The sequence below is a fragment of the Micromonospora echinaurantiaca genome, assembly GCF_900090235.1.
Taxonomy (GTDB): Bacteria; Actinomycetota; Actinomycetes; order Mycobacteriales; family Micromonosporaceae; genus Micromonospora; species Micromonospora echinaurantiaca.
On record NZ_LT607750.1, the window covers coordinates 3,093,477 to 3,114,028 of the forward strand.

15 protein-coding genes and 1 pseudogene are annotated in these 20,552 nt (G+C 66.8%); 6 read left to right on the top strand and 10 right to left on the bottom strand.

Annotation, left to right across the window (positions count from 1 at the left end):
- Positions 1-99: 99 nt before the first annotated feature.
- Positions 100-594, top strand: coding sequence for a hypothetical protein (locus GA0070609_RS14155; RefSeq protein WP_088994240.1), 495 nt, complete (start codon positions 100-102; stop codon positions 592-594).
- A 244-nt stretch (positions 595-838) separates the two neighbouring features.
- Here GA0070609_RS14155 and GA0070609_RS14160 read toward each other — a convergent pair whose 3' ends face one another.
- The 3 genes and pseudogenes from GA0070609_RS14160 to GA0070609_RS14170 all read right to left on the bottom strand — a co-directional run bounded on the left by GA0070609_RS14160 (position 839) and on the right by GA0070609_RS14170 (position 2,352).
- A complete protein-coding gene (locus tag GA0070609_RS14160) occupies positions 839-1,213 on the bottom strand; it encodes a hypothetical protein (RefSeq protein ID WP_088997727.1) in 375 nt (124 codons plus the stop codon).
- Positions 1,214-1,806: 593 nt separating this feature from the next.
- A pseudogene (locus GA0070609_RS14165) lies at positions 1,807-2,059 on the bottom strand (hypothetical protein).
- The gene (locus GA0070609_RS14170; RefSeq protein ID WP_088994241.1) at positions 2,056-2,352 is read right to left on the bottom strand and encodes a DivIVA domain-containing protein; all 297 of its coding nucleotides are present in this window, start codon (positions 2,350-2,352) and stop codon (positions 2,056-2,058) included. Before GA0070609_RS14170 ends, GA0070609_RS14165 begins: the two are co-directional and overlap by 4 nt.
- Before the next feature lie 132 nt (positions 2,353-2,484).
- Here GA0070609_RS14170 and GA0070609_RS14175 point away from each other — a divergent pair, with 132 nt between their 5' ends.
- Positions 2,485-2,682 (top strand): helix-turn-helix transcriptional regulator, encoded by a 198-nt coding sequence (locus tag GA0070609_RS14175; protein ID WP_088994242.1) that lies wholly within the window; start codon positions 2,485-2,487, stop codon positions 2,680-2,682.
- A gap of 256 nt (positions 2,683-2,938) precedes the next feature.
- On the opposite strand, the gene GA0070609_RS33210 is transcribed toward GA0070609_RS14175, so the two are convergent.
- From GA0070609_RS33210 to GA0070609_RS14205, 7 genes are all read right to left on the bottom strand, one after another.
- On the bottom strand, positions 2,939-4,057 hold the full coding sequence (locus tag GA0070609_RS33210) for a glycosyltransferase family 87 protein (protein WP_331716924.1): 1,119 nt from the start codon (positions 4,055-4,057) through the stop codon (positions 2,939-2,941).
- 267 nt (positions 4,058-4,324) lie between these two features.
- Entirely contained in the window at positions 4,325-5,920 is a 1,596-nt protein-coding gene (locus tag GA0070609_RS14180) for a serine/threonine-protein kinase (protein ID WP_088994243.1), read from the bottom strand.
- A 55-nt stretch (positions 5,921-5,975) separates the two neighbouring features.
- Positions 5,976-9,038: a type I restriction endonuclease subunit R gene (locus GA0070609_RS14185; RefSeq protein ID WP_088994244.1), complete on the bottom strand. Its 3,063-nt coding sequence runs from the start codon at positions 9,036-9,038 to the stop codon at positions 5,976-5,978.
- On the bottom strand, positions 9,035-11,164 hold the full coding sequence (locus GA0070609_RS14190) for an AIPR family protein (protein WP_157748160.1): 2,130 nt from the start codon (positions 11,162-11,164) through the stop codon (positions 9,035-9,037). Before GA0070609_RS14190 ends, GA0070609_RS14185 begins: the two co-directional genes overlap by 4 nt.
- An 86-nt stretch (positions 11,165-11,250) precedes the next feature.
- Complete coding sequence (locus tag GA0070609_RS14195; RefSeq protein WP_088994246.1) at positions 11,251-12,525, bottom strand: restriction endonuclease subunit S; 1,275 nt, start codon at positions 12,523-12,525, stop codon at positions 11,251-11,253.
- Complete coding sequence (locus tag GA0070609_RS14200) at positions 12,522-14,483, bottom strand: type I restriction-modification system subunit M (RefSeq protein WP_231928752.1); 1,962 nt, start codon at positions 14,481-14,483, stop codon at positions 12,522-12,524. Before GA0070609_RS14200 ends, GA0070609_RS14195 begins: the two co-directional genes overlap by 4 nt.
- A gap of 119 nt (positions 14,484-14,602) precedes the next feature.
- Entirely contained in the window at positions 14,603-16,537 is a 1,935-nt protein-coding gene (locus tag GA0070609_RS14205; protein WP_088994247.1) for an N-6 DNA methylase, read from the bottom strand.
- 99 nt (positions 16,538-16,636) lie between these two features.
- On the opposite strand from GA0070609_RS14205, the gene GA0070609_RS14210 reads away from it, so the two are divergent.
- The 4 genes from GA0070609_RS14210 to GA0070609_RS14225 all read left to right on the top strand — a co-directional run bounded on the left by GA0070609_RS14210 (position 16,637) and on the right by GA0070609_RS14225 (position 20,550).
- Complete coding sequence (locus tag GA0070609_RS14210) at positions 16,637-17,170, top strand: DUF4352 domain-containing protein (protein WP_088994248.1); 534 nt, start codon at positions 16,637-16,639, stop codon at positions 17,168-17,170.
- Between the two features lie 92 nt (positions 17,171-17,262).
- Entirely contained in the window at positions 17,263-19,023 is a 1,761-nt protein-coding gene (locus GA0070609_RS14215; RefSeq protein WP_088994249.1) for a DUF6119 family protein, read from the top strand.
- 76 nt (positions 19,024-19,099) lie between these two features.
- Positions 19,100-19,717 carry a hypothetical protein gene (locus GA0070609_RS14220; RefSeq protein ID WP_088994250.1) on the top strand — a complete coding sequence of 206 codons (618 nt, stop codon included), beginning with the start codon at positions 19,100-19,102 and terminating at the stop codon, positions 19,715-19,717.
- 11 nt (positions 19,718-19,728) lie between these two features.
- Entirely contained in the window at positions 19,729-20,550 is an 822-nt protein-coding gene (locus GA0070609_RS14225) for a ribonuclease HI (protein WP_088994251.1), read from the top strand.
- Positions 20,551-20,552: the final 2 nt, after the last annotated feature.

Sequence of the window (20,552 nt, forward strand, 5' to 3'; positions counted from 1 at the left end):
CTTTGGCCCGTCCGGCCTGCGGAAATGGCCAATCCCGCTCCCGGTCTCCAGATCAACACCTGATCTTGGATGTCGTACCCGCACGGCACGATGTGCGCCATGACGACGCACCACCCGACCACCCGCCGCCTGGTCTACGGCCATGCGCAACTGCACGACTGCCTCGCCTTCGCCGACGCGAACACCGCTGCCGAGGAGGCCGAGGAGATCAAGGCGCTCGCCGCCGCCCGTACCTGGGGAGAGGCCCGCCAGGTCCGGATGACCCACCTGTCGAATCCTGCCGCCGCGGATGAAGACTTCCCGGACGAGGATCCCGCCGACGACGAGGCCTTCGATATCAACGAGCTGAACTCGGTCGCGGAAGGAGACTGGCCCCCGATGGTCACGGAGCGGGCCTTCAAGCTGCTCCCCGAGGACCTGCAGGACCAGTTCGGTGAGCGCCAGTTCACCGCGCTCAACGGAGACTACCTGGAGATCCCGGTCGACCGTGAGGGCGAGCTGGTGGCGGAGTTGCGCAATCGCGGCTACGAGGTCAGCCGCGACGACGAGGTCATCAACGTGCTCGACGGCCGCAGCTTCAGCCCGCTCGGCTGAGCGTCTCCCCCTTCCGCCGGCGCGTCGCTGGTCCGGCGGCGCAGCCGGAGGAGCCCGGAAGGAACCGGGGATATCGGCGCTCACGGACGCGGCTACCAGGTGACCCGCGACGACGCCCTCAGCAACCGGATCAACGGCTTCAGCCTGGGCTCGCTCGCCGGCTGCGGGACGACGGAGACGCCGGCATCGCGTCCGAGGATCCGCTCCGCCATCCGTGCGCGGCCGGCGTCTCCGTGGCTCAAACTCACCGGCGGCGCTTGTTCAGGCTCGGGAGGCCACCGGACACGGTCCGCACGGTGCCGTCCGGGTTGCTCCAGCCCGGCTTCTGCAGCGCCTCGGTGACCCGCCGCCCGGCGAGGTCGGAGGCGTTCAGGTTGACGACGACCCGGTCCGGCCGCTGCCAGCTCCGCAGCCGGGCCCGAGCTTGCTCGCTGTCGGCGAGGCCGGTCAACGTGCGAATGGCTGGCATCGCCCTGGACGGGTCGGCGAGCAGCAACTGGGCGACGTCAGCAGGGCTCAGCCTGCGCGGTGGGACGCCGCCCACCGCAACGAGGGAGGCGTGGATCTGCCCGTTCTGAAGCCACAGCCACACCAGCCGCTTGCCATCGCCAGCCCGCATCACCGGCGTCGTCGAGGCGGTAGCCGATCTGGGCGACGGCGTCGACGAGGCTCCTCCGGTCCGGCCGGTGGAGGCGGGCCTCGCCGCCGGCTTGGCGGAGAGGTGGGCGCGCAGGGCGGCCGGCGGCTGCGCCCGTCGCCGCGACTGTGGCGGGACGTCCGCAGGTGGGCGAGGCGAGGCCGCCCCTCCCGGCGATGCCTCCTCGCCGGGATGCGGGCGCTCGGTCGGTGCCGCTTGCCGCTGCCGCACGAACCAGCCGGCGTGCTCCCACTGCTCCGGCGTGAACCTGACCGGGATGACCTCGGTCAGGTGCGGCGCCGCCGGGTCATGGACGGTGAGGTTAGCGCGTCGCCTCGCATGGTCGGCTGCGGTGAGCGACCCGATGTCGAGGACCGTGGCCAGCGGTATCCACCTGACATCCGCCTTCCGCCACGGCAGCAACCGACGACGCCGGACGACAAGATGCTCCCTCTCGAACCAGGCGTCCCACCGCGCCACTCCGACCACCTCCCGTGCTGCGCACGTTAGTGGCCTGATGATCGCCCCTGCACTCGGCGCAACGGCCAGGTGTCATGACAGTTCGTCGGGTTGTGTCAGCGGCGCAGGCGGCGGGAGCACTCGCCGTCGTGACCGTCGCGGAGCACGCAGCGCCGCCCACCGGGCAGCCGCACGTCGCAGAAGACCCGGTGGCGCAGGAACTGCCGATCCTCCTCGGAGACGGTGGTCTCCCCCGGGGTCGGTCATCGGCAGCACGGACATCCAGCGGCCGATGACCCGGGCCAGGCGCTGCGCGGCCGGTAGGTCGGCGGCGACCACGGGCAGGTGGATGACATACCGCTGAGTCATCGTGCGCGGTCCTGGTCGGCGCGGGCCTGGTCGGACTGCCAGGTGCGCAGCGCGAGCTTGATCCGTGCGGTCTCCCGGCGGCTCTCGGCGAGGGCGTCGTGGAGTGCGGTCATGTCGAGGGCGATCCGGTCGAGGAAGGCGTACACGTCGTCGGGGTTCAGGCCGCGGCGTCCGAGCCGGGTGGGCGGGAAGCGGCGCTCCCGCACCTGCCACGGCAGCAGGCTGGGGTACGCGGCGGAGCGGTAGGTCGTCCCACCGCCCTCCGGGAACGACCTCTGGTTGCAGACGCTCATCTCTACCTGCCTTCCTCTCCCCACGCCCGGAAGGGCATGAACAGGTGCGCAGCCTACACGATAAGGGAGCATGTGATGAGTGCATCTACACAGCGCACACATGTTCAGTTCGCATGCTCTTAACGTGACGGCGTGGGAGAGCTTCGGCTGGTGGCAAGCCAGGAGATCCAGGAGATGCTGGGCGTCTCGCGAACGCGCGCGTACCAGATCACCAACTCGAAGTCCTTCCCCGACCCGGTAGCCGTCCTGTCCGTCGGGCGCATTTGGCGCGCGGACGATGTGGAGCGGTGGATCAAGGCCCATCGGCGGGACCTACAGGATGAGGAGTAGCAACGCCGTTGCGAGTGCGCCGGTCCCGCAGAGACAGTCACATGAGCCGGGGTAGCGGCGTCCTGATCAGCGCCACTCCGACGCCCCCAAGGCGATGTGCGGTCTGCGCGGGGTCTCCCCGGAGATGACCGACGCGGCCGGTGGCCAAGCGCGGGATGTAGTGCCGAGTTTGCACGAGCTGCACCTCGGCCAGAATCCGCCACTGCGGTCTTGGTCAGGACCAGGAAACGGCGATCGGCACAGCCCTACTCATCACTCAACCACTCGCGCGTGTTGATCTTGCTGTTTCTTGTCGGCAGTCGGGGACGCCGTCCGGTATGGGCGGTCCAAGTCGAATGAGCGGAGGTCTTTCCGCCCTCAGCTTGGTGCTGGCCCTGCAAACTGTTCGACTCTTCACTTCGTTAGCCCTGAAGTACAGGATGGTCCGACCTTGGTCCTCCAACAACACGTGCCATCCATCTTTATATGAGAGCGTGTACCCAATCCACGACTTACCGTTCGTCAGGGTCACTTTCTCGGGCGGCAGCCACGGTTGCTGTACGATCTCAGGGACTGCGCTTGGTTCGCCCGGCAGCTGGTACATGCGATCCGTAAGAGCGAGGATGAACAGGGCTAACACGGGCATCCATAGCGGCAATATACGGAACTTCACACTCGTCCACGAGATTGATCGATCCTCGCGGGAGTGACGCCAGCGACGACCTGCATTTACCGCGAGCGCAAACGCGGACAGGCAGTACAACGTCGACTGGATTCGCCAGTCCGCTGCGACGTCAACGACGTCACCAGGCGACCCGATATCCGCGGTCAGCGCCCGCCACATCGCCGGAAAGGTGTCAATATTCGATTCGTTCTCCTCCACCCATTCGGGGAGGCGCGCTGGCCCGGTGAACACAGTGACAAAACGCTGCCACGCCGACTCCAATGCCTCTGGAGCGGAGGCGTAAGCCGGCGAGACAAGAATTGTTGCCACGCCGGCCAGAAGGGCCAGTACCATCTTACGATAGAGAACGAGTGCCAGAAAGAGCACGGGAAAGAAGGCCGGGAGCAGCGGAATGACGGTGCCTAGAAGGGTCCCCACTGCACCAGTGGTTGAGGCAATCGTCGTCGCCGTAGCGGTATCATAATTGGATATCACGATCAGGCGAGTCGCAGTGGCCAAGAGGATGACAATTGGCGACGCGATTAGCGCCTTAGCCGTTGCCGATACCGCCAGCGATAGATTCCCGGGACCCCTCTGCCGCTGGGTTTGGACAGGTATTGCGGCGGGCGAAGCCGGCGGCTCTTGGTCTTTTGATCTATCGCTGCCTCTCGTCATCGCGCTCCTCGATGTGATAGCGCCGCCGCAAGTCGTAGACCAGCCATTTTCGTACATGAACTCGCGTCTGCGACAGCTTGAGTCGGGTGGACGACAGCGCGTCCCGGTATCACTTCAAGTGTCGTCCTAGCCGCTATCGAGGTCACTCAAGGAACGGAGTCATGCGGAGGGCGAGAGGTAGCGGAGCGGCCATACCTCGCCAGCGATTCTGCCGACTCGCCAGCGTTACTTAAACGTAGCTAGTAACGCGACGGCAGCGCCGAGGAACATCCGGAATAGACCGGCAGATTTCCTGTCAAAGCCGCCGCCCATTCGCCACCCATGTCATCCGCCGATTCGACCCTGCCGATCACCCCGGTCAATCCGATCGAGATGAGTGAGTAGCACTCTGATCTCATCGACCTCGGGCGCCTGCGACCCGTGCAGCGCCTGCACGTCCGCCAGCAGCTCTTCGAGTTGCTGGCCAGCACTCGTCACATCTCCGAGGCCAGCGGTAAGCATGGCGATCTGATGTCGCAACGGGAACAGCTCTGGCGACTGAATGGGAAGTGCCTGCTGCTCCTCGGCGAGTAGCTCGCACAGCTCCACCAGCGCCGCGCTGGCCTCGCCCAGCTCCGCCTGACAGACGGCAGCCTGCTGTCGGCACTGCCAAATCAGTTCGCGGTCCGGGACGGGGCGTTCGGCCAGGTCAGCGATGAGGCGCTCAAACAGCGGAAGGGCCTTTCGGTAAGCACCGGCGAGAAGATACAGGTTGGCCAAGGTCACCCGGAGGTCGAGGATCCTCGGCTGTTTGGCACGATGACCCTGCATCATGGGAACTAGAGCCGTGGCCAGTACCTCAGCCGCCTGGGTGAAGCGTTCCGCCTCCGCCAGTTCCCAGGCCCGCTCCTCGGCCTCGGCCAACTCGTCGAGAGACGGCGGTGCAACGACCACTTGTGCGTTCCGCGAGCGAACAATATCGACCCGGGTCGGCTGAAGGGGTGCCTGTGACGGCAACGGACCGAAGGGGTACCGGTAGGGCATGGTGGGATCAACTGACTGGCCCCCTGCCATCGACATCGCAAGGTCGCCAGCTAGGTCCCTGTCCAGAGCACCGAACGGCGCCAGGATCTCGTACACATCGGCGGCCGAGCCGGGTCGGTGTTGCGGGTCCTTCGCGAGTAGCCGGGTTACGAGCTGTTCCAAGTCGGCGGGTACGCCGGCACGGTGTTCGGCGATCGACGGAATTGGGTCGTTCATGTGCCGATGCAGCATGCCGAGCGGGTTCTCCGCCCGATAAGGCGGGTTGCCGGTCAGCACCTCGAACATGACACAACCCAGCGCGTAGAGGTCGGCCCGCGGCCCGACCGCACTGTTCAATGCCTGCTCGGGGGCCATGTACGTCGGGGTCCCTAGGGTATGGCTGGTGGCAGTGAGCCGGGGTACGTCCGCCCCAAGCAGCGCGGCCACTCCGAAGTCGAGGACCTTGACCGACCCGGCAGGGGTGACCATCAGGTTCTGCGGCTTGAGATCGCGGTGCACGAGCGAGGCGGCATGTGCAGTAGCGAGGACCGAGCAGATCTGGGCGCCGATTGCGGCGGCCCACGGCACGGAGAGCCACCCACGCTCTGCGATCAGGTCGGCGAGGACCATGCCCGGCACGAGCTGCATGACGATGTAGATGTCGTCGCCGTGGTATCCGACGTCGTGAACGCTGGGCACGCCGGGGTGGTCGAGCCGCGCGGTGACTCGGGCCTCCCGCATGAAGCGCTCGACCGCGGCTTCCCGTTCGCTCTCCGGGATGGCGAGCTTGCGGAGGAACTTGATGGCGACCGGCCGGTCCAGCTTCTCGTCGTAGCCCGCCCACACCTCCCCCATGCCGCCGTGACCGACCGGGTACGTCAGTTCGTACCGGTCGGCCACACGGTCTTTCGCCTGCACTGCCCTCGCCTCCCACGCGGTCGAGCAGGTGCCAGCCCAGGGCTGACGAATCGGTCTAAGCGATGCCCTTGCGGCGACGGATCATCTGGTACGCCTGCCGCCGCGCGAACTGGTTGAGCTGCGAGCGCAGGTTATCGTCGTCGAGGTAGCGCTGCATCAGCTTGCCGTTGTCGTCGTGCCGGGACAGGATCACGTCCTCGATCCGCTTGTCGCAGACGACGCCGAAGTTGCTCTCGTCGTTGACCATCGCGGCGGCTTCGAGAGTGCCGTCCTCGGCCAGGGCCACGATCTGCTGCTCGACCCAGACCTTGTCCGACTCACCCAAGCCGATCCCGAACTTGTCATTGAACGCATCGATCAGCTCCGACAAGACGACCTTCTCCAAGTCGTGTTGCCGGCCCGCTCCCCCGCCGACGAAGCCAGGCAGCATCTGCTCACCCTCCGGTGACAGCGACGCATCGTGCTCGCCGGTCTTGCTGACCCGCAGGTGGGTCAGCTGTACCTCACCGATGTCGACGCTCGGATCCTGTCGGCGCGGCAGCCGGTTGAGCAGCGCGCGCCCGTACAGGTAGAGCCGCTCCAGGTCCGGGTCCTGGTAGGGCACGATCTGGCTGAGGAACGCGTACATGCGGGTGTAGTCGCGCAGCGCGGACCGGAAGCCGTCCGCGGCCTCCTGGTGCTCCTCCGCCAAGGCTTTGAAGCGCTGCACGGCCGGCTCGGTAAAGCGGTAGAGAGAGGCGTGCGCCCGCTGGAGCGCGGTGTCACTCGTCGCCTTCTGCTCCGCCGCGAGCAACGCCTCGGCGTAGGCCTGCATCTCGGAGTCGACCAGGACCGGGTACCCGGTCACCGCGTTCTGGGCGGTGTAGAGCAGGTTGGGGTCGGTGGGGGTGGTGGCGGCGGTCTCGAAGTACGGCTTGAACTGCTCGGCGATGTCGCCGGCCTCGTTGACGAAGTCGAGGACGAAGACGTCGCCCTGCGCCTTGAGCGGGTGGGTGCGGTTGAGCCGGGACAGGGTCTGCACGGCGGCGACGCTCTTGAGCAGCTTGTCCACGTACATGGTCGTGAGCAGCGGCTGGTCGAAGCCGGTCTGGTACTTCTCGGCCACAACCAGGATCTTGTACTCGGTGTCCTGCTTGGCCTTCGGGGTGCCGGCGTACTTGTCGTCCGCAGCGGTGTAGGCGAACCGCTCGGGCAGCTCACCCTCGCTGAACCCGTTGATCCGCGCCTCGGTGTGCTCGACGCCGTCGACCTCCAGATCGCCGGAGAAGGCGACCAGCGAGTCGCAGCCGACGTAGCCCTGCATCTCGACGTACTTCTTGATGGCGGTGTGCAGGCGGACGGCGGCCTCGCGTGAGCCGGTGACCACCATGGCCTTGGCGCGGCCGCCGAGGCGCGGCGCGGTGTGTTTGCGGAAGTGCTCGACGGTGATCTCGGCCTTCTGCGCCTGCATGGTGGGGTGCAGGCTGGCGAAGCGAGCGAGCTGGGCGCCGGCCTTCTTCGGGTCGACCTCCGGGTCGTCGGGGTTGGCGTTGGCCAGCTTCCAGTACGCCTTGTAGGTGAGGTAGTTGCGCAGCACGTCGAGGATGAAGCCCTCGTCGATGGCCTGCCGCATCGAGTACGTGTGGAACGGCTGCGGGTTGCCGGTGACCGGGTGCAGCGTGCCGAAGAGTTCGAGGGTCTTCGGCTTCGGCGTGGCGGTGAACGCGAAGTACGACAGCGTCTCGTGCCGGCCGCGGGCCAGCGCCGACGCGGTGAGCAGGTCGCCCGACTCGTCCACGTCGTCGCTGCCGAACTTCAGCAGCACCTTCTTCAGCGCCGCAGCCGAGTCGCCGGACTGCGACGAGTGCGCCTCGTCGACTATGACGGCGAACCGCTTGCCCTTGAGCCCTTGCACCTTGTCGAGGATGTAGGGGAACTTCTGCATCGTCGTGATGACCACCTTGGCCGTCTCGCCCTGGAGGGCGGCGGCGAGCTGGGCGGAGTCCTTGTCGATCCGCTGCACCACGCCGGGCACGTGCTCGAACTGGAAGACCGTGTCCTGCAACTGCCGGTCCAGCACCACTCGATCGGTGATGATGATGACCTTGTCGAAGACCGGTTCGTTGGGGCGCAGTCCCTTGGTGAGGGCGTCTTGGCCGAGTGTCGGCGCGGTGTGCAGGCTGGAGAGCCGGTGTGCCAGCCAGGCGATGGTGTTCGACTTGCCTGACCCGGCTGAGTGCATGACCAGGTAGTTCTGGCCCGAGCCGTTGCGGGCGGCGTGATCGGTGAGCTGGGTGACCGCGTGCCACTGGTGGTAGCGCGGGAAGATCAGGCTCCGCGACTCCTTGTCGGTGTGGAGGAACCGCCGGACCAGGTCCAACCAGGTGTCCGGGTGCCAGATCTGCTCCCACAGGTAGGAGCTGCGGTAACCGGATGCGCCCGCCGGCGGGTTGCCGGCGCCGCCGGAGACGCCCGGCCCCTCCGAGCCCGTGTTGAAGGGCAGGAACCGGGTCTTGTCGCCCGCCAGCTTCGTCGTGACGAAGACCAGGTCGGGATCCACGGCGAAGTGCACGAGGGTACGCCGCGCGAAGAGCAGTTCCTTCGGGTCACGCGTCTTGCGGTACTGCTCCTTGGCGTCCTCGACGGTCTGCGCGGTCAGGGGGTTCTTCAGCTCGGCCGTGGCGAGGGGGATGCCGTTGACAAAGAGGACCAGGTCGAGGGTTTTGTTATTGCTCGTCGAGTACGCGAGTTGGCGGGTGACGGTGAGGCGATTGGCGCGGTAGAGCCTCAGCGCATCGTCGGTGATGGCGTGGGCCGGCTTGAAGTAGGCCAGCCGGATCAGGACGCCCTTGTCCTTGACCCCCCGGCGAAGCACGTCCAGTGGCCCACGCTCGTCGATCTGCTTGGCGAGGTGCTGGGCGAAGTGGCGCTGCGCCTCGTCCAAGTTGTTCCCGTGGTACGCAAGCAGCCTTGACCAATTGTCTCGCTGGGTTGCACCGATGAAGGCAAACAGTTCAGCGGTGTCGAGGCCGAAATCCTTCGAGTAGTCGTCGGAAGAGCCCCGCTCCCAGCCGGAAGCGAGCAACACTTCCTCGATAACCTCCTCGAACCGCTCCTCGCCGTACACAAACGCGCTCATTCGACGCTCTCCTCGTCGGAGTCCTCGGTTTCGCGCAGGATCGCCCGAGCGAGCGAGACCAGCGACCCCTCGTTGCCGAGGAACCACCGGTGCGGGCCCTGCACGGCGACGGGCGCACCGTTCCACTCCGCCAGCGCATACATCCGCATGACCAGACCGCTCGGGGTGTACCGCTTGCCGTCAGCAGCCCACACCAACGGTCGCGACCTGCTGTTCACCCAGGTCGCCGTGCCCCTCCGGCCGTCCTCGGCCAGCCACGCGGACAGGGCCTGCCGCTCGGGCTCCGTAGCCGCCCGAAAGCTGAGGCGGCTGCCCTCCTTGATCCGAGCGGCATCTACCAGGACGTGCACGGAGTTGCGGCGCCGGGTGGTTCGCTGCCGTGGCACGGGGAGGTAGTCCGGCCGCAACTCGGGCACGGCTGCGCCCGTCGCGAACGCGGACAGCACGGACCGCACCAGCGGCCGGATACGCTCAGCCGAAGCTAGCGTCGGCCCGATAAACGAGTTCTGGCCGAACTGCTCGTCGATCTCGGTCACCAGCCATCGAACCGCCTTGCCGACCAGATCGGGAACGCCGTCGAGCACACTCTTCCAGTCGTAGGCGACATCATCGATGCCGTCCAGGCCTACCTCCTGAAACACGATATGCGCAACGGTCAGGCTACCCTGCTCCGCGACGGCGGCGGCGCGGCCCTCAAGCTCCGACTGCATGGCGTGCAGCGAGTCGCGAACCCGGCGCAGCAGTTGAACGGATCGCCAGATCTGTATGGCCGGCGGGCGTTCGCCGAAGACTCGGGCATAGGCACCCTGGGGACCTTCCTCCCACAGGAGGTCCTCGTTGTTGCGAACACGTTGCGCCAGCCTCGGATCGGCGTGTGCACAAGCCAGCGCTATCGCGGCCTCGCGGACGGTACAGCCGCTCTCCGGCGAAGGCTCGAACTCGCTCCTCCTGATTGTGTAGGTCAGCCCGAGGGTCAGCGAGAACTCCTCCCGGATCGCGAGCTGCACCTCGTCGAGCGCTACAAAGTCTCGCCGTTCGATGTGGTTCTGGGTGTTCGTTGCTTTTGTTATCTGGGCGCTGGTCGTTTCGTCTGCGCTCTCGATGAGCCGGACGCCCACGAGTGCGTCCAGAACGGCATCGCCGCCGTCCTTGACGGCCGCGGCGATCGCCGCGACCGTCTGGGCGCCGTTGACGACGCTGACGTCGGTCGCCTCGATCGTGGCCGTGCCATAGGGCGAACTCCGACTCTTCGGCGTCAGCCGCAGGCCGTCACACAAGATGGTCACGCCGTTGTTTCGATACCAGAACTCGTAGGGCTCCTCGTGCAGGCTCCGTGCGATGTCGGCGTTGACCTGGGTCACCCCAAGCGATTCCCGGATGTTCTTGCGGAACAAATGGTCGCCGTTTTCCTCGTACCACGAGGCCACTGTGGCTGCTGTGGTGACACCGTTGACCGCCCGCATCGGGGTGCTCAGCTCAAACCAGCGGTCCATCTCGAAGTTCAGTTTGATCGGCTCCGACTGTGCGGTCTTGCGGACGATATTCCAGACGTCGTTGACGTACAGTACCTCGAAATCGAGGTACTGTCCGTGGGCGTTGAATTCGTCTCGCAATTCCCCCAACCGCAGCAACACATTGTCGTGCAGCGGCGCTTGACGCATGAGTCCGATAGTCAGCATGATCCGCGCCTGCGGATCGTCGACGATCGTCGTGATCTGATTGGTGAAGGGAAGGAACTTCGCATTAAACCGGCCGAACTCCCGGCGGTCAATCCGACGCAGCCCGTCCGCCATTGTCATTACATCGGACTCACCGAAGTTTGCCTCCGCCCGATCGCTCCACTTTGTCTGAATCAGCCAGAGCCGGGGCGCGCCAGCGGCGAACGCCACGGCGTCAATGCCAAAGTCTTGACCGCCGTCCGTCACCATCGCCGCGGCGCGGTCGTCACCGCTGTCGGTGCGGGTGTTCACGATGGCTGCGGCGAGCGCCCGAGTGAGGAGGCAACGACGCCGCTGCTGCTCGTCCGGATGCGTGAAGTCGCTGATATCTATGCGATCCTCGAATCTCCGGCGCAGTGAATCGGCGATGACTCTCACCTGTCGCGACGCGTCCGTCGGTTGGGACACCCGGTCCTCCCAGCAGTTCAATGGCCTGCGAGTTCGCTATTTCACTTTCGATGATGCCGGGGCTCAGTTCTTCTCGATGGTTGCACTCATGCCAGGTCGACACCGGACGCCGTCGGCACGTCGATTTGTCCCGTCACGGCCGCTGCAATCAACGCCTTCCGCCGCTCGGCCAACAACTTGTCCTGCTGCTGCATGAGACTCACCGCTTCGTCAATAGGTTGGACCGCTCGATCGATCTCGGCAACTATCCGTTGCTGCTGAGAAGGACTTTTCCGAGGAACCGGCATCGCCTTCATCGCGGCAACGTTGAAGTGCGATTGAATGCTGCCGACTGCAAACTCCGCGACCCGCCGCTTGGCGTAACTTGAATTAAGTAGATACTCCGCGAACTTTGGCACGAGGGACACGCCTGGCCGGACAATCACGAGGTCAATACAGTTCGCGCCATCGAATTCCGAAGTTACGACCGCTGCAGCGCCTGCTTGGCCGGTACGCACAACCACAAGATCACCGGACCGCAGTCGGGACTTGCGATGAACCAGGTGGCCCTCATGGCTGATTCTCACTAGATCTCGGGGGTCGATCTTCCCTGGCCGAACGTTGATGCCACGCAGGGCAGGCACACCGCTCCCATCTACATACCAAGCAGCCGGGGTGACGACAATTCCGACCGTCACGGCCTCCACAAGGTGCTTAAGTGGGATAAGGTCCTCACCGTTCTGCTCGGCGCCGATCAGTTGCTCGATCACGCGTTCGCGCTTCATCATAAGGAGAGAGTGCACACGCGCCCTGGATGCACGCACTTGATCGAGCCGCCCCGTCTGCGCGTCAAGGAAGTCGGCGATGCGCCGCTGCTCCTCGATCGACGGCACTGGGATTGACGCAGATGCCAGCCGTTCGCCTACAAGCTCAATCTGGTTAGTTGCACCAACAATGAGGGCGGAGTAGATGTAGTGCTGGAACGGCTCGGAGGAAAGGTAGTAGTAAGCGTATCGGGAATCGAGCACATCCGGCGAGACTCTCACTCGGGTCACATGACCATCAGCCATGGCCGGTCGGCCGTCGGGAGTTTCCGAAAAGTAGCCCACCCGGCCAAGCGTGCCGCGCCCGGTCGAGTTGAGTAGGACATCACCCTTTCTCAGAAACCCCTTTAGGTTCAAAGGGTTACCTGCGAAGGCGTGGAAGCGGGCCCGACTCCAGTCAATTCCCTCCGGCTGGTTTGCGGCCTGACTGACCGCCCACACCGGTCCGTCGTCAACATACTCCGGAGCAGATCCTCGATTGATAGAAAGGACAGCCCGCTTTAAGGGCAACCATCGCCAGGAAGCCGGTATGCCTAGCCCGGCAAGTCCAACGCTCACCTCGTCACCTCGCCGAGCAGTGACTGAATCTCCGCCTCGAGTGCCTTGATCTCTGCGTCGATCTCGGCGAGTGGCCGGGGCGACTGGTAGACGTAGAAGTGGCGGGTGAACGGAATCTCGTAGCCGATCTTAGTCTTGGTTTCGTCGATCCAACCGTCTGGGACGTGCGGCAGTACCTCGTGCTTCAGGTACACGTGGATGTCCTCGTCCAGCGGCACGTTCTCGTTGTCCCGCAGGTCTGCGTCCGCGACCGGCTTGCCCTTGCGGTCGGTCTGCACCTCTCCTTCGGGGTTGCTGACCGAGAATGCCTCCCACACCGCCTTCTCCACCGCCGCCGGCAGCTTGCCCAACCCGTTCAGCTTCATGGCGAACTCAGCACGGGTCGCGGACTTCAGTCCGATCAGGGACTTCGCCGCCGCCAGCAGCGACTCGCGCTCGGCGTACTTGAGCACCGCCCGGGCCTCTGCGAGCAGCGCAACCGTCTCCTCACTGACCTCGAACCGCAGCCGCAATGGGCGCTCGACAGTGATCCGCTGGTAGCCGAAGTCGGTGGTCTTGAAGACCTTTACCCTCGCGTGCTGCGGGTGCTCCGCGTCGTCCGCGATGGACAATGCTTCAACGTATGTCCGAGTCAGCTCGGCGATGTGCTCGTCGGTGAGCATCTTGCGCTTGTCGCCGAGGCTCTTGCGCATCTTGGTCCAGTAGTCGCGGCCGTCGAGCAGCACGACCTTGCGCCGCCGGGCCGGCTCCTTGCGGTTGGTGAGGATCCAGAAGTAGGTGAAGATGCCAGTGTTGTAGAAGAGTTGGTCGGGCAGCGCGACGATGCCCTCCAAGAGGTCGTTCTCCAGGATCCAGCGGCGGATCTCCGACTCCCCCGACCCGGCCGCGCCGGTGAAGAGCGGCGAGCCATTGAAGACGATGGCCAGCCGGCTCCCGCCGTCCTCGGGACGCTTCATCTTCGAGATCATGTGCTGGAGGAACAGCAGCGAGCCATCGTTGATCCGGGGCAGACCGGCGCCGAACCGGCCGGCGTGGCCGCGGGCCGCCTCGTCCTTGATGAACTTCTCAACCTTCTTCCACTCCACGCCGAACGGCGGGTTGGCAAGCATGTAGTCGAAGCGCTCGCCCTCATGGCCGTCCTGGCTGAACGAGTTGCCGAAGGCGATCTTCGTCGGGTCGCCGCCCTTGAGCATCATGTCCGACCGACAGATCGCGTACGTCTCGCCGTTGAGCTCCTGCCCGTACACCTCGACGGTGGCGTGCGGGTTGTGGGCCTGGATGTGCTCCTGTGCCTCGGTGAGCATGCCGCCAGTGCCGCACGCCGGGTCGTAGACCTTGCGGACGATGCCCGGGGTGACCAGGTCGTCCTCGTCAGGAGCGAGCAGCAGGTTGACCATCAGCTTGACGACCTCGCGCGGGGTGAAGTGCTCACCGGCGGTCTCGTTGCTGATTTCCGAGAAGCGGCGGATCAACTCCTCGAAGACGTAGCCCATCTGGTGGTTGGAGACGACATCCGGGTGCAGGTCGATGTCGGCGAACTTGGCGACCACCTGGTAAAGCAGCCCGGCTTCGGCGAGGCGGCTGATCTGGGTGTCGAAGCCGTACTTCTCTAGCACGTCGACGGCGCCGGGCGAGAAGCCGCCGATATACGCCCGCAGGTTGAGCGCGACATGGTCCTGGTCTCCGAGAAGCTTGCGGAAGGACATCTCGCTGGTGTTGTAGAACGACAGCCCGGCGGTCTTGCGCAGCACCGGGTCCATGTTCTGCACGCCCATGTCGCTGAGCTGCTTGTGCCGGGCGAGCACCGCGTCCTTCGTCGGCTCCAACACGCAGTCCAGACGACGCAGCACGGTCAGCGGGAGGATCACCCGGCCGTACTCGGAGCGCTTGTAGTCGCCGCGCAGCAGGTCGGCCACGTCCCAGATGAAGGTCGCGAGTTCTTGGTGCTTGGTGCTCACCAGGTTCCTTTCGATTGCCTTAAGCCAAGGAGTATGGCCGCTGGTCTCCAACGTTGCAGTCCCCCACCCGGTGCAGATCAGGGGCCTGTTCCGTCAGTAGGCGCGGGGGTCAGGGCCCCTTACTTCGCCGGTCGCTTCCGACTCGAGCGCTGATCAGGGTAGAGCGAGCCACGGGCCAGGCCATCGGCGGTGAGCCGGACTAGGTCAGCGCCCAGCGACGCGGCCTGTCGGATAGCCGACTCGAAGGCGTCGAGGCGCCGGAACGCCTCCCCGTGCGCCCGTTGTTCGTCCAACGGCAGCCGCCGCACCTGCGCCCGCCGGATGTCGAAGCGCAGCGTCCCGGACAGGCTCGACGCTTGCTTCTCGTTGGCCGAAGTGCGGAGCTGGCCGGCGAGAAACCACGGATCGAGCGCGGCCGGGTTGGGGCGCAGCAGGTAGAGGTTGCGGCCCAGCAGTGCCCCGTCGGCGGTGACCACCCGAGCCGTGAGCGTCCGGGCGATCATCGGCACCACCACGTCGCCGATGGCAAGCGGGATCTCCTGACCGAGTCGCTCGTCTGCCTGCCCGGAGGCGTCGACACCGGCCAAGACATCCGGCACGGTGAGCACCGGCGGCCCGCCGGTTGATCCGCCGCCGTCTGGTGATGAGCCGGCTCGGATCGGGCCGATCAGTTGCAACGCGCCGCCGCGCGCCAGCTCGGCGACCGTGACGACGAGCGGCGTCACCCCGTCTGATGCGGGCGCGACCTGCGGCATCAGCGCCGGTAGGTCACCGACGATGGCGGCCAGCCGCTCTCGGGTGCGTACCAGATGCTCGCCGGTCTGCTCGACCCCGGCGGCAGGCTGCCGGCGCGCGGGGGTGAGGTCGACCTCCTCGTCAAGCAGTTCGATGATCGGCACAGCGCGGACGAAGCCGGCCTCTTCCAGGTCGGCGTCCGGCGCGGCGGTGAAGGCCCGCCAGGCAGCGAGGATCCGCGCGGACAGGTCGGCGATCTCACCCTCGGCGGCGTCGACCAGCAGCGCCCGCGCCGGTGCGGGCGCGTCCGCGAGCGGCCGCCGCAGCACCCACAGATGCAGCGGTACGCCGTGCGGCGCGGCCACCCCGCTGGGCAGCGCGATGACGGCGCGCAGCGCGCCACTTCTCAGCAGCTGGGCGCGGATCCGTCGGCCCGCGCGTCGGCCGGCGGCCGCGGGTGGCATCAGCAGGACGGCGTGTCCACCGGGCCGTAGGTGGGCCAGGGTGTGCTGCACCCAGGCCAGCTCCGGTTCGGTACGCGGCGGGATGCCGTACTCCCAGCGGGGGTCGTAGCCGAGTTCCTCGTGCCCCCAGGTGGTGATGCCGAACGGCGGGTGACACACCACCGCGTCGACGGTGCGGCCCGCGAAGGCGTCGGCGCGCAGCGAGTCGCCGGGGCACACCTCGCCGGGTACCTCGCGCAGGGCGAGCCAGAGTCCGGCCAGCTTGGCAAGGTCCTCGTCGAGCTCCTGCCCATAGGCCGAGGTGCAGCCGGCGCGGACGGCGGCCCGCAGCGTGGCGCCGGAGCCGGTGGCCGGGTCGAGCACGGAGCCGCCACCGACGCCGGCGAGCCCGGCCATCAGGTCGGCCAGCTCGTCGGGGGTGGCAAATGGGCGGCCGGGGCCGGGTGTGGAGAAGCGTTGCCAGAGCTCGTCGAAGGCGGCCTGCGGTCCGAGTTCCTCGGCGAGCGCCTCGATCTCGGGTCGCAGGTCGGCGACGGGTGTGTCGAGGCGGCGTGGTCGTTCGCCGCGCTGCCGGGCGAGTAACAGGGCGCCGACGGCGGCGAGTGCGGTCGCCGGACTCGCCGAGACTGCGGCGAGGTGGCGCCAGAGCCGGTCGGCCCGGGACAGCTCGGGGAGCTTGCCCTGCTTGCGCAGCCACTGCTCAACCTCGGCGAGATCGAACTCCGGGCTGGCACTGGTGCCGCCCACCGGCGTCGGGAAGTCGGGATGGCGTTTCCGCCAGTTGCTGACGGCGGCGCGACCTACCCCGGCGAGCCGGGCGATCTCCGCTGCCGTGATGGTCGGGTTCACCTGCACCTCCGAAGTGTGTCACACCCGTCAAGCATCATGTGTGTTGACAGAGTTCACAGACGGTGCTCTCATTGACGCCGCAACGTTCACACCAGGAGGACAACGATGCGCAAGACCACCACTCTCGCTCTGATCGCCACCGCCGTCGTCGCGCTGGGCTGCGGCTCCGGGGCCACCGACACCGCGAGCAGCTCGGGCAGCGGCGAGGGTGCCGCCAAGGGTGAGGAGAAGGCCGCGAAGACCGCCAAGATCGGCCAGCCGGCTCGGGACGGGAAGTTCGAGTTCACGGTGAAGTCGTCGAAGTGCGGCGTCGCCAAGGTCGGCACCGACCTGCTCGGCGAGAAGGCGCAGGGCCAGTTCTGCCTGATCACGATCAACGTGAAGAACATCGGCAAGGAGGCGCAGATGTTCGACGGAAGCAGCCAGAAGGCGTACGCGGCTGACGGCACCGAGTACTCCTCTGACACCGGCGCCGCGATCTACGCCAACAAGAACGCTGAGACGTTCCTCAACGACATCAACCCCGGCAACCAGGTCACCGGCGTGGTGGTCTTCGACATTCCGAAGAAGGCCAAGCTCGCCAAGCTCGAGCTGCACGACTCGCCGTTCTCCGGCGGCGTCGAGGTCGCGCTCAGCTGACCAGCTGCGCCGAGGGCGGGCCCCGCGAAGCCCGCCCCGGCGCACCCTCCCCGCACAACCGCCATCCCGGCTCTCGACGCGAGGAGACCGACATGCGCCGTGCGAACCCGCCGACCACGACCAGACCGGCCAACCACCGGGTCGTTCGCAAGGACGTAACCCGACCTCGCCACGATCCGCCGACGCTCTTCGACCTCGACCTGCCCGAGCGGCCGGAGGGCACGTATCTGACCTCGGTCTACCAGCTCGAGCGAGTACCGGCGACGACCGAGGGTCTGCACGACGCCGTCGACCAGCGGTACCTGCGCAAGCACGACTTCACGGTCGAGGAGCGCCTGGTGGCCGGCGCACCGGCTCTCCTGGTGCACGGAACCGTGCCGCGTCAGCGGGCGGACTGGTGCGATGTGCTGGCTTCGTTGACCGGGGAGATGATCGACCTCGGCTTCAGCAGTGGCGGCGCGGCGCTGCTCGTGGCCGTCGACGACCACGTCTATGCGCTGGCCTACGGCACCGTCGGTCGCCACATGGTCGACCTGGACCTGGCCAACACCGGGTTCGGGATCGGCTTTGCGGTCCGTTCGCTTGCTCCCGACGAGATCAAGCAGGTGCGCCGCCGGGTATTCGGCACCACCGGCCGTGTGGACCGCAACATGGTGCCGGGCGGTCAGCACATTCGGATGTACGGGATCGACAAGTGGGGCGAGATCGTCGGCCAGGTATGCGGGCGGACGTTCAACCCGAACCTGACTGTCTGCCGGTCCACCCGCAAGGCCACCCCGGTTGAGGGTAGCGATGCCCTGCGTATCCACCTCGGCGTGGAGCCCGAGAACCTGCTCGCCGATCTACGAGAGATCAATCGGGTCTGCAAGCAGGAGGCCCCCTTCGAGGACCTGGAGTTCATCACCCAGATCCGTCCTATCCCGTCCCGCGACCCGCGGTTGTCCGAGGTGGAGGGGCGGCTTGACGCGCTGCTCGCGTCACCGGACCCGGACGAGGTCGGTCTGGCCGTACCGGGCCGGGTGCTCGGCGAGATCGAGCGGATCCGGTCGTACAAGCTTCGGGTGCCGAAGTCGGGGCTCAGCACGGCGCGTCTGTCGGAGCTCACCCTCGCCGACATCCTCACCCAGACTGGCGGTGTGCCGGAGGGCGAGCGTTGGGCCTCCCTCTGCAACGGACGGATCACCCTCTGCGCCGACACCAGGGGCGAGGAAGAGATCGGCTCGACCGCCGCGTCGCGATGGATCACCGCCCAGCTCCCACACGGCACGAGTCAACTGCTGCTGCATGAGGGCGGCTGGTATGAGATCGGCGACCGGCACCGGGAGTTCCTCCGCGCCGAGATCGAGCAGATCCTCGCGGTGCCGGCCAGCATCGCGCTCCCGGCATGGACCGCCGACCTGACTGACGAGGCGGAGTACAACATCCACGCCGCCGCTGTCTGTGGTCTGACGCTGCTGGACCGGCGCCTGCTGCGGACGAGCCAGCACCACCGCGGTATCGAGGCGTGCGACCTGCTCGGGCCCAACGACGAGCTGATCCACGTCAAGAGGGCCAAGGGAAGTTCAGCACTGAGCCACCTCTTCGCCCAAGGCGAGGTATCGGTCGACGCGCTGCGCTACGAGGCGGACGCCCGGAAAGCCCTGGTCGAAATGGTCCGCCAGCAGCCGACGGCGCGGCTCATCGACGCGGACTTCCGTCCCCGCAAGGTCATCTACGCGATCGCCCTCGGCTCCGGCAAGCCGCTCACCGTCCACTCGCTCTTCACCTTCGCCCAAGTGGCGCTCTACCGGGCGATGAAGTCCCTGCGCAACGAGGGCGTCGAGGTCGAGGTCGTCGGCATTCCCTCCGCCTGATCCGTCCACGACATCAGCTCCACACCGCTCCGCCGGCACAGCTACAACCCACCACCGCCTTGACGAGGAGATGACTATGACCGAACCCCAGGCCCAGCCGGACCCGCAGCCCGATCCCCAGGCCCAGCCCGAGACGACGCACACCGCCACTCCGCAGGACACCGTTCAGAGGAAGCCCCGTGTCCGGTGGACCATCCCCGGCGCCATCGTGCTGGTCCTGCTGCTCTGCTTCGGCGGTTGCGGCGCGCTGCCGGCCACGACCAGCGGTGAGGAGCCGTCCGACGGTAAGGCCGCTGCTTCCGCCGCGCCGCAGGCGCACTCCACCACGTCCGCCCCGACCACCGCCGCGGCGCCGACCACCGCGCCCGCTACGACCTCGCCGCCCGTTCTCGCCTACGAGACCCCGACGAAGAGCGACTTCAAGCTCAAGGTCAAGGTCCTCAAGAAGCAGTGCTTCGGCAGCGCCGGTTGCAACATCACCTACCGGATCGGTGTGACCTACACCGGTGACGGCGACCTGGACCCGTCCAAGACGTACGAGGTGACGTACCAGGTCAAGGGCGCCGAGGACCCGATCATCAACACCTTCGAGGTGACCGGAGACTCCGCCTCCGTGCAGGAGGAGGAGATGGCCAGCACCAAGCGCTCCAGCGACAAGCTCACCGCCGTCGTCACCGACGTCTGCGAATTCTGAGCGGAGCAGCCATGCGTCCCGATGAGTTCCTCCGCGCCCTGGACCTGCTCCCCACTCCGCTGCACGAGCGCGCCCTCGCGCTGCGCGCCTACGCCCGGGCGACCCACTGCGCGGACTGCCAGCGGATCGGCGACGCCGTGCGCCTCGCCCTCACCGCCGCGCACTACGACGAGTTCGGCTCGGCGGCCCAGCTGCTCGACGCGGCGGAGCAGCAGGCCGCCGGGCACGGCTCGGCCTGCCGGGCGCAGCCGACCAACCAGCAGCTCGGTCGCGGCCGGGTCGGCCGCTGGGCGGGGACGACCGCGCCGCTGGTCGCCGCCACCGACGCAAGCTGGAAGGGCCGCGCCGGCGGCATCGGGTACGTGGTCAGCGACGGCCACTACGGCCTGCGCAGCCGGGGCACCGGCCGGCTGGACCCGACCGGATACTCGCGGGTCCTGATCAACGAGCTGCGCGCGGTCGACTTCCTGCTCTCCGCGTACGAGGAGGTGCCGTCGGGGCTGACCGTGCTGCTGGACAGCCTGGCTGCCCTGCGGTACCTGCACCGCTGGCAGGCGGGCGAGACCGAGGCTATGCCTGCCGGCTACAGCCTGCGGCCACGCAGGTGGTCCGCCCAGCCCACGCTGGTGCGCCTCGCCGAGCTGGTGAGTCGCCAGCCGGACCTGTCCTTTGCCCACGTCAAGGGACACTCCGGCCACGCCCTCAACGAGGCCGCCGACAGCCTGTCGCACATGGCGCGGCGGCGGATTGGCGAGTCCTTCGACGTACGCCCCCGGGCCCATGCCCTGGTCGACGCGTTCCTGCGCGACTGGCACTCCACCGTGCCCCACTGACC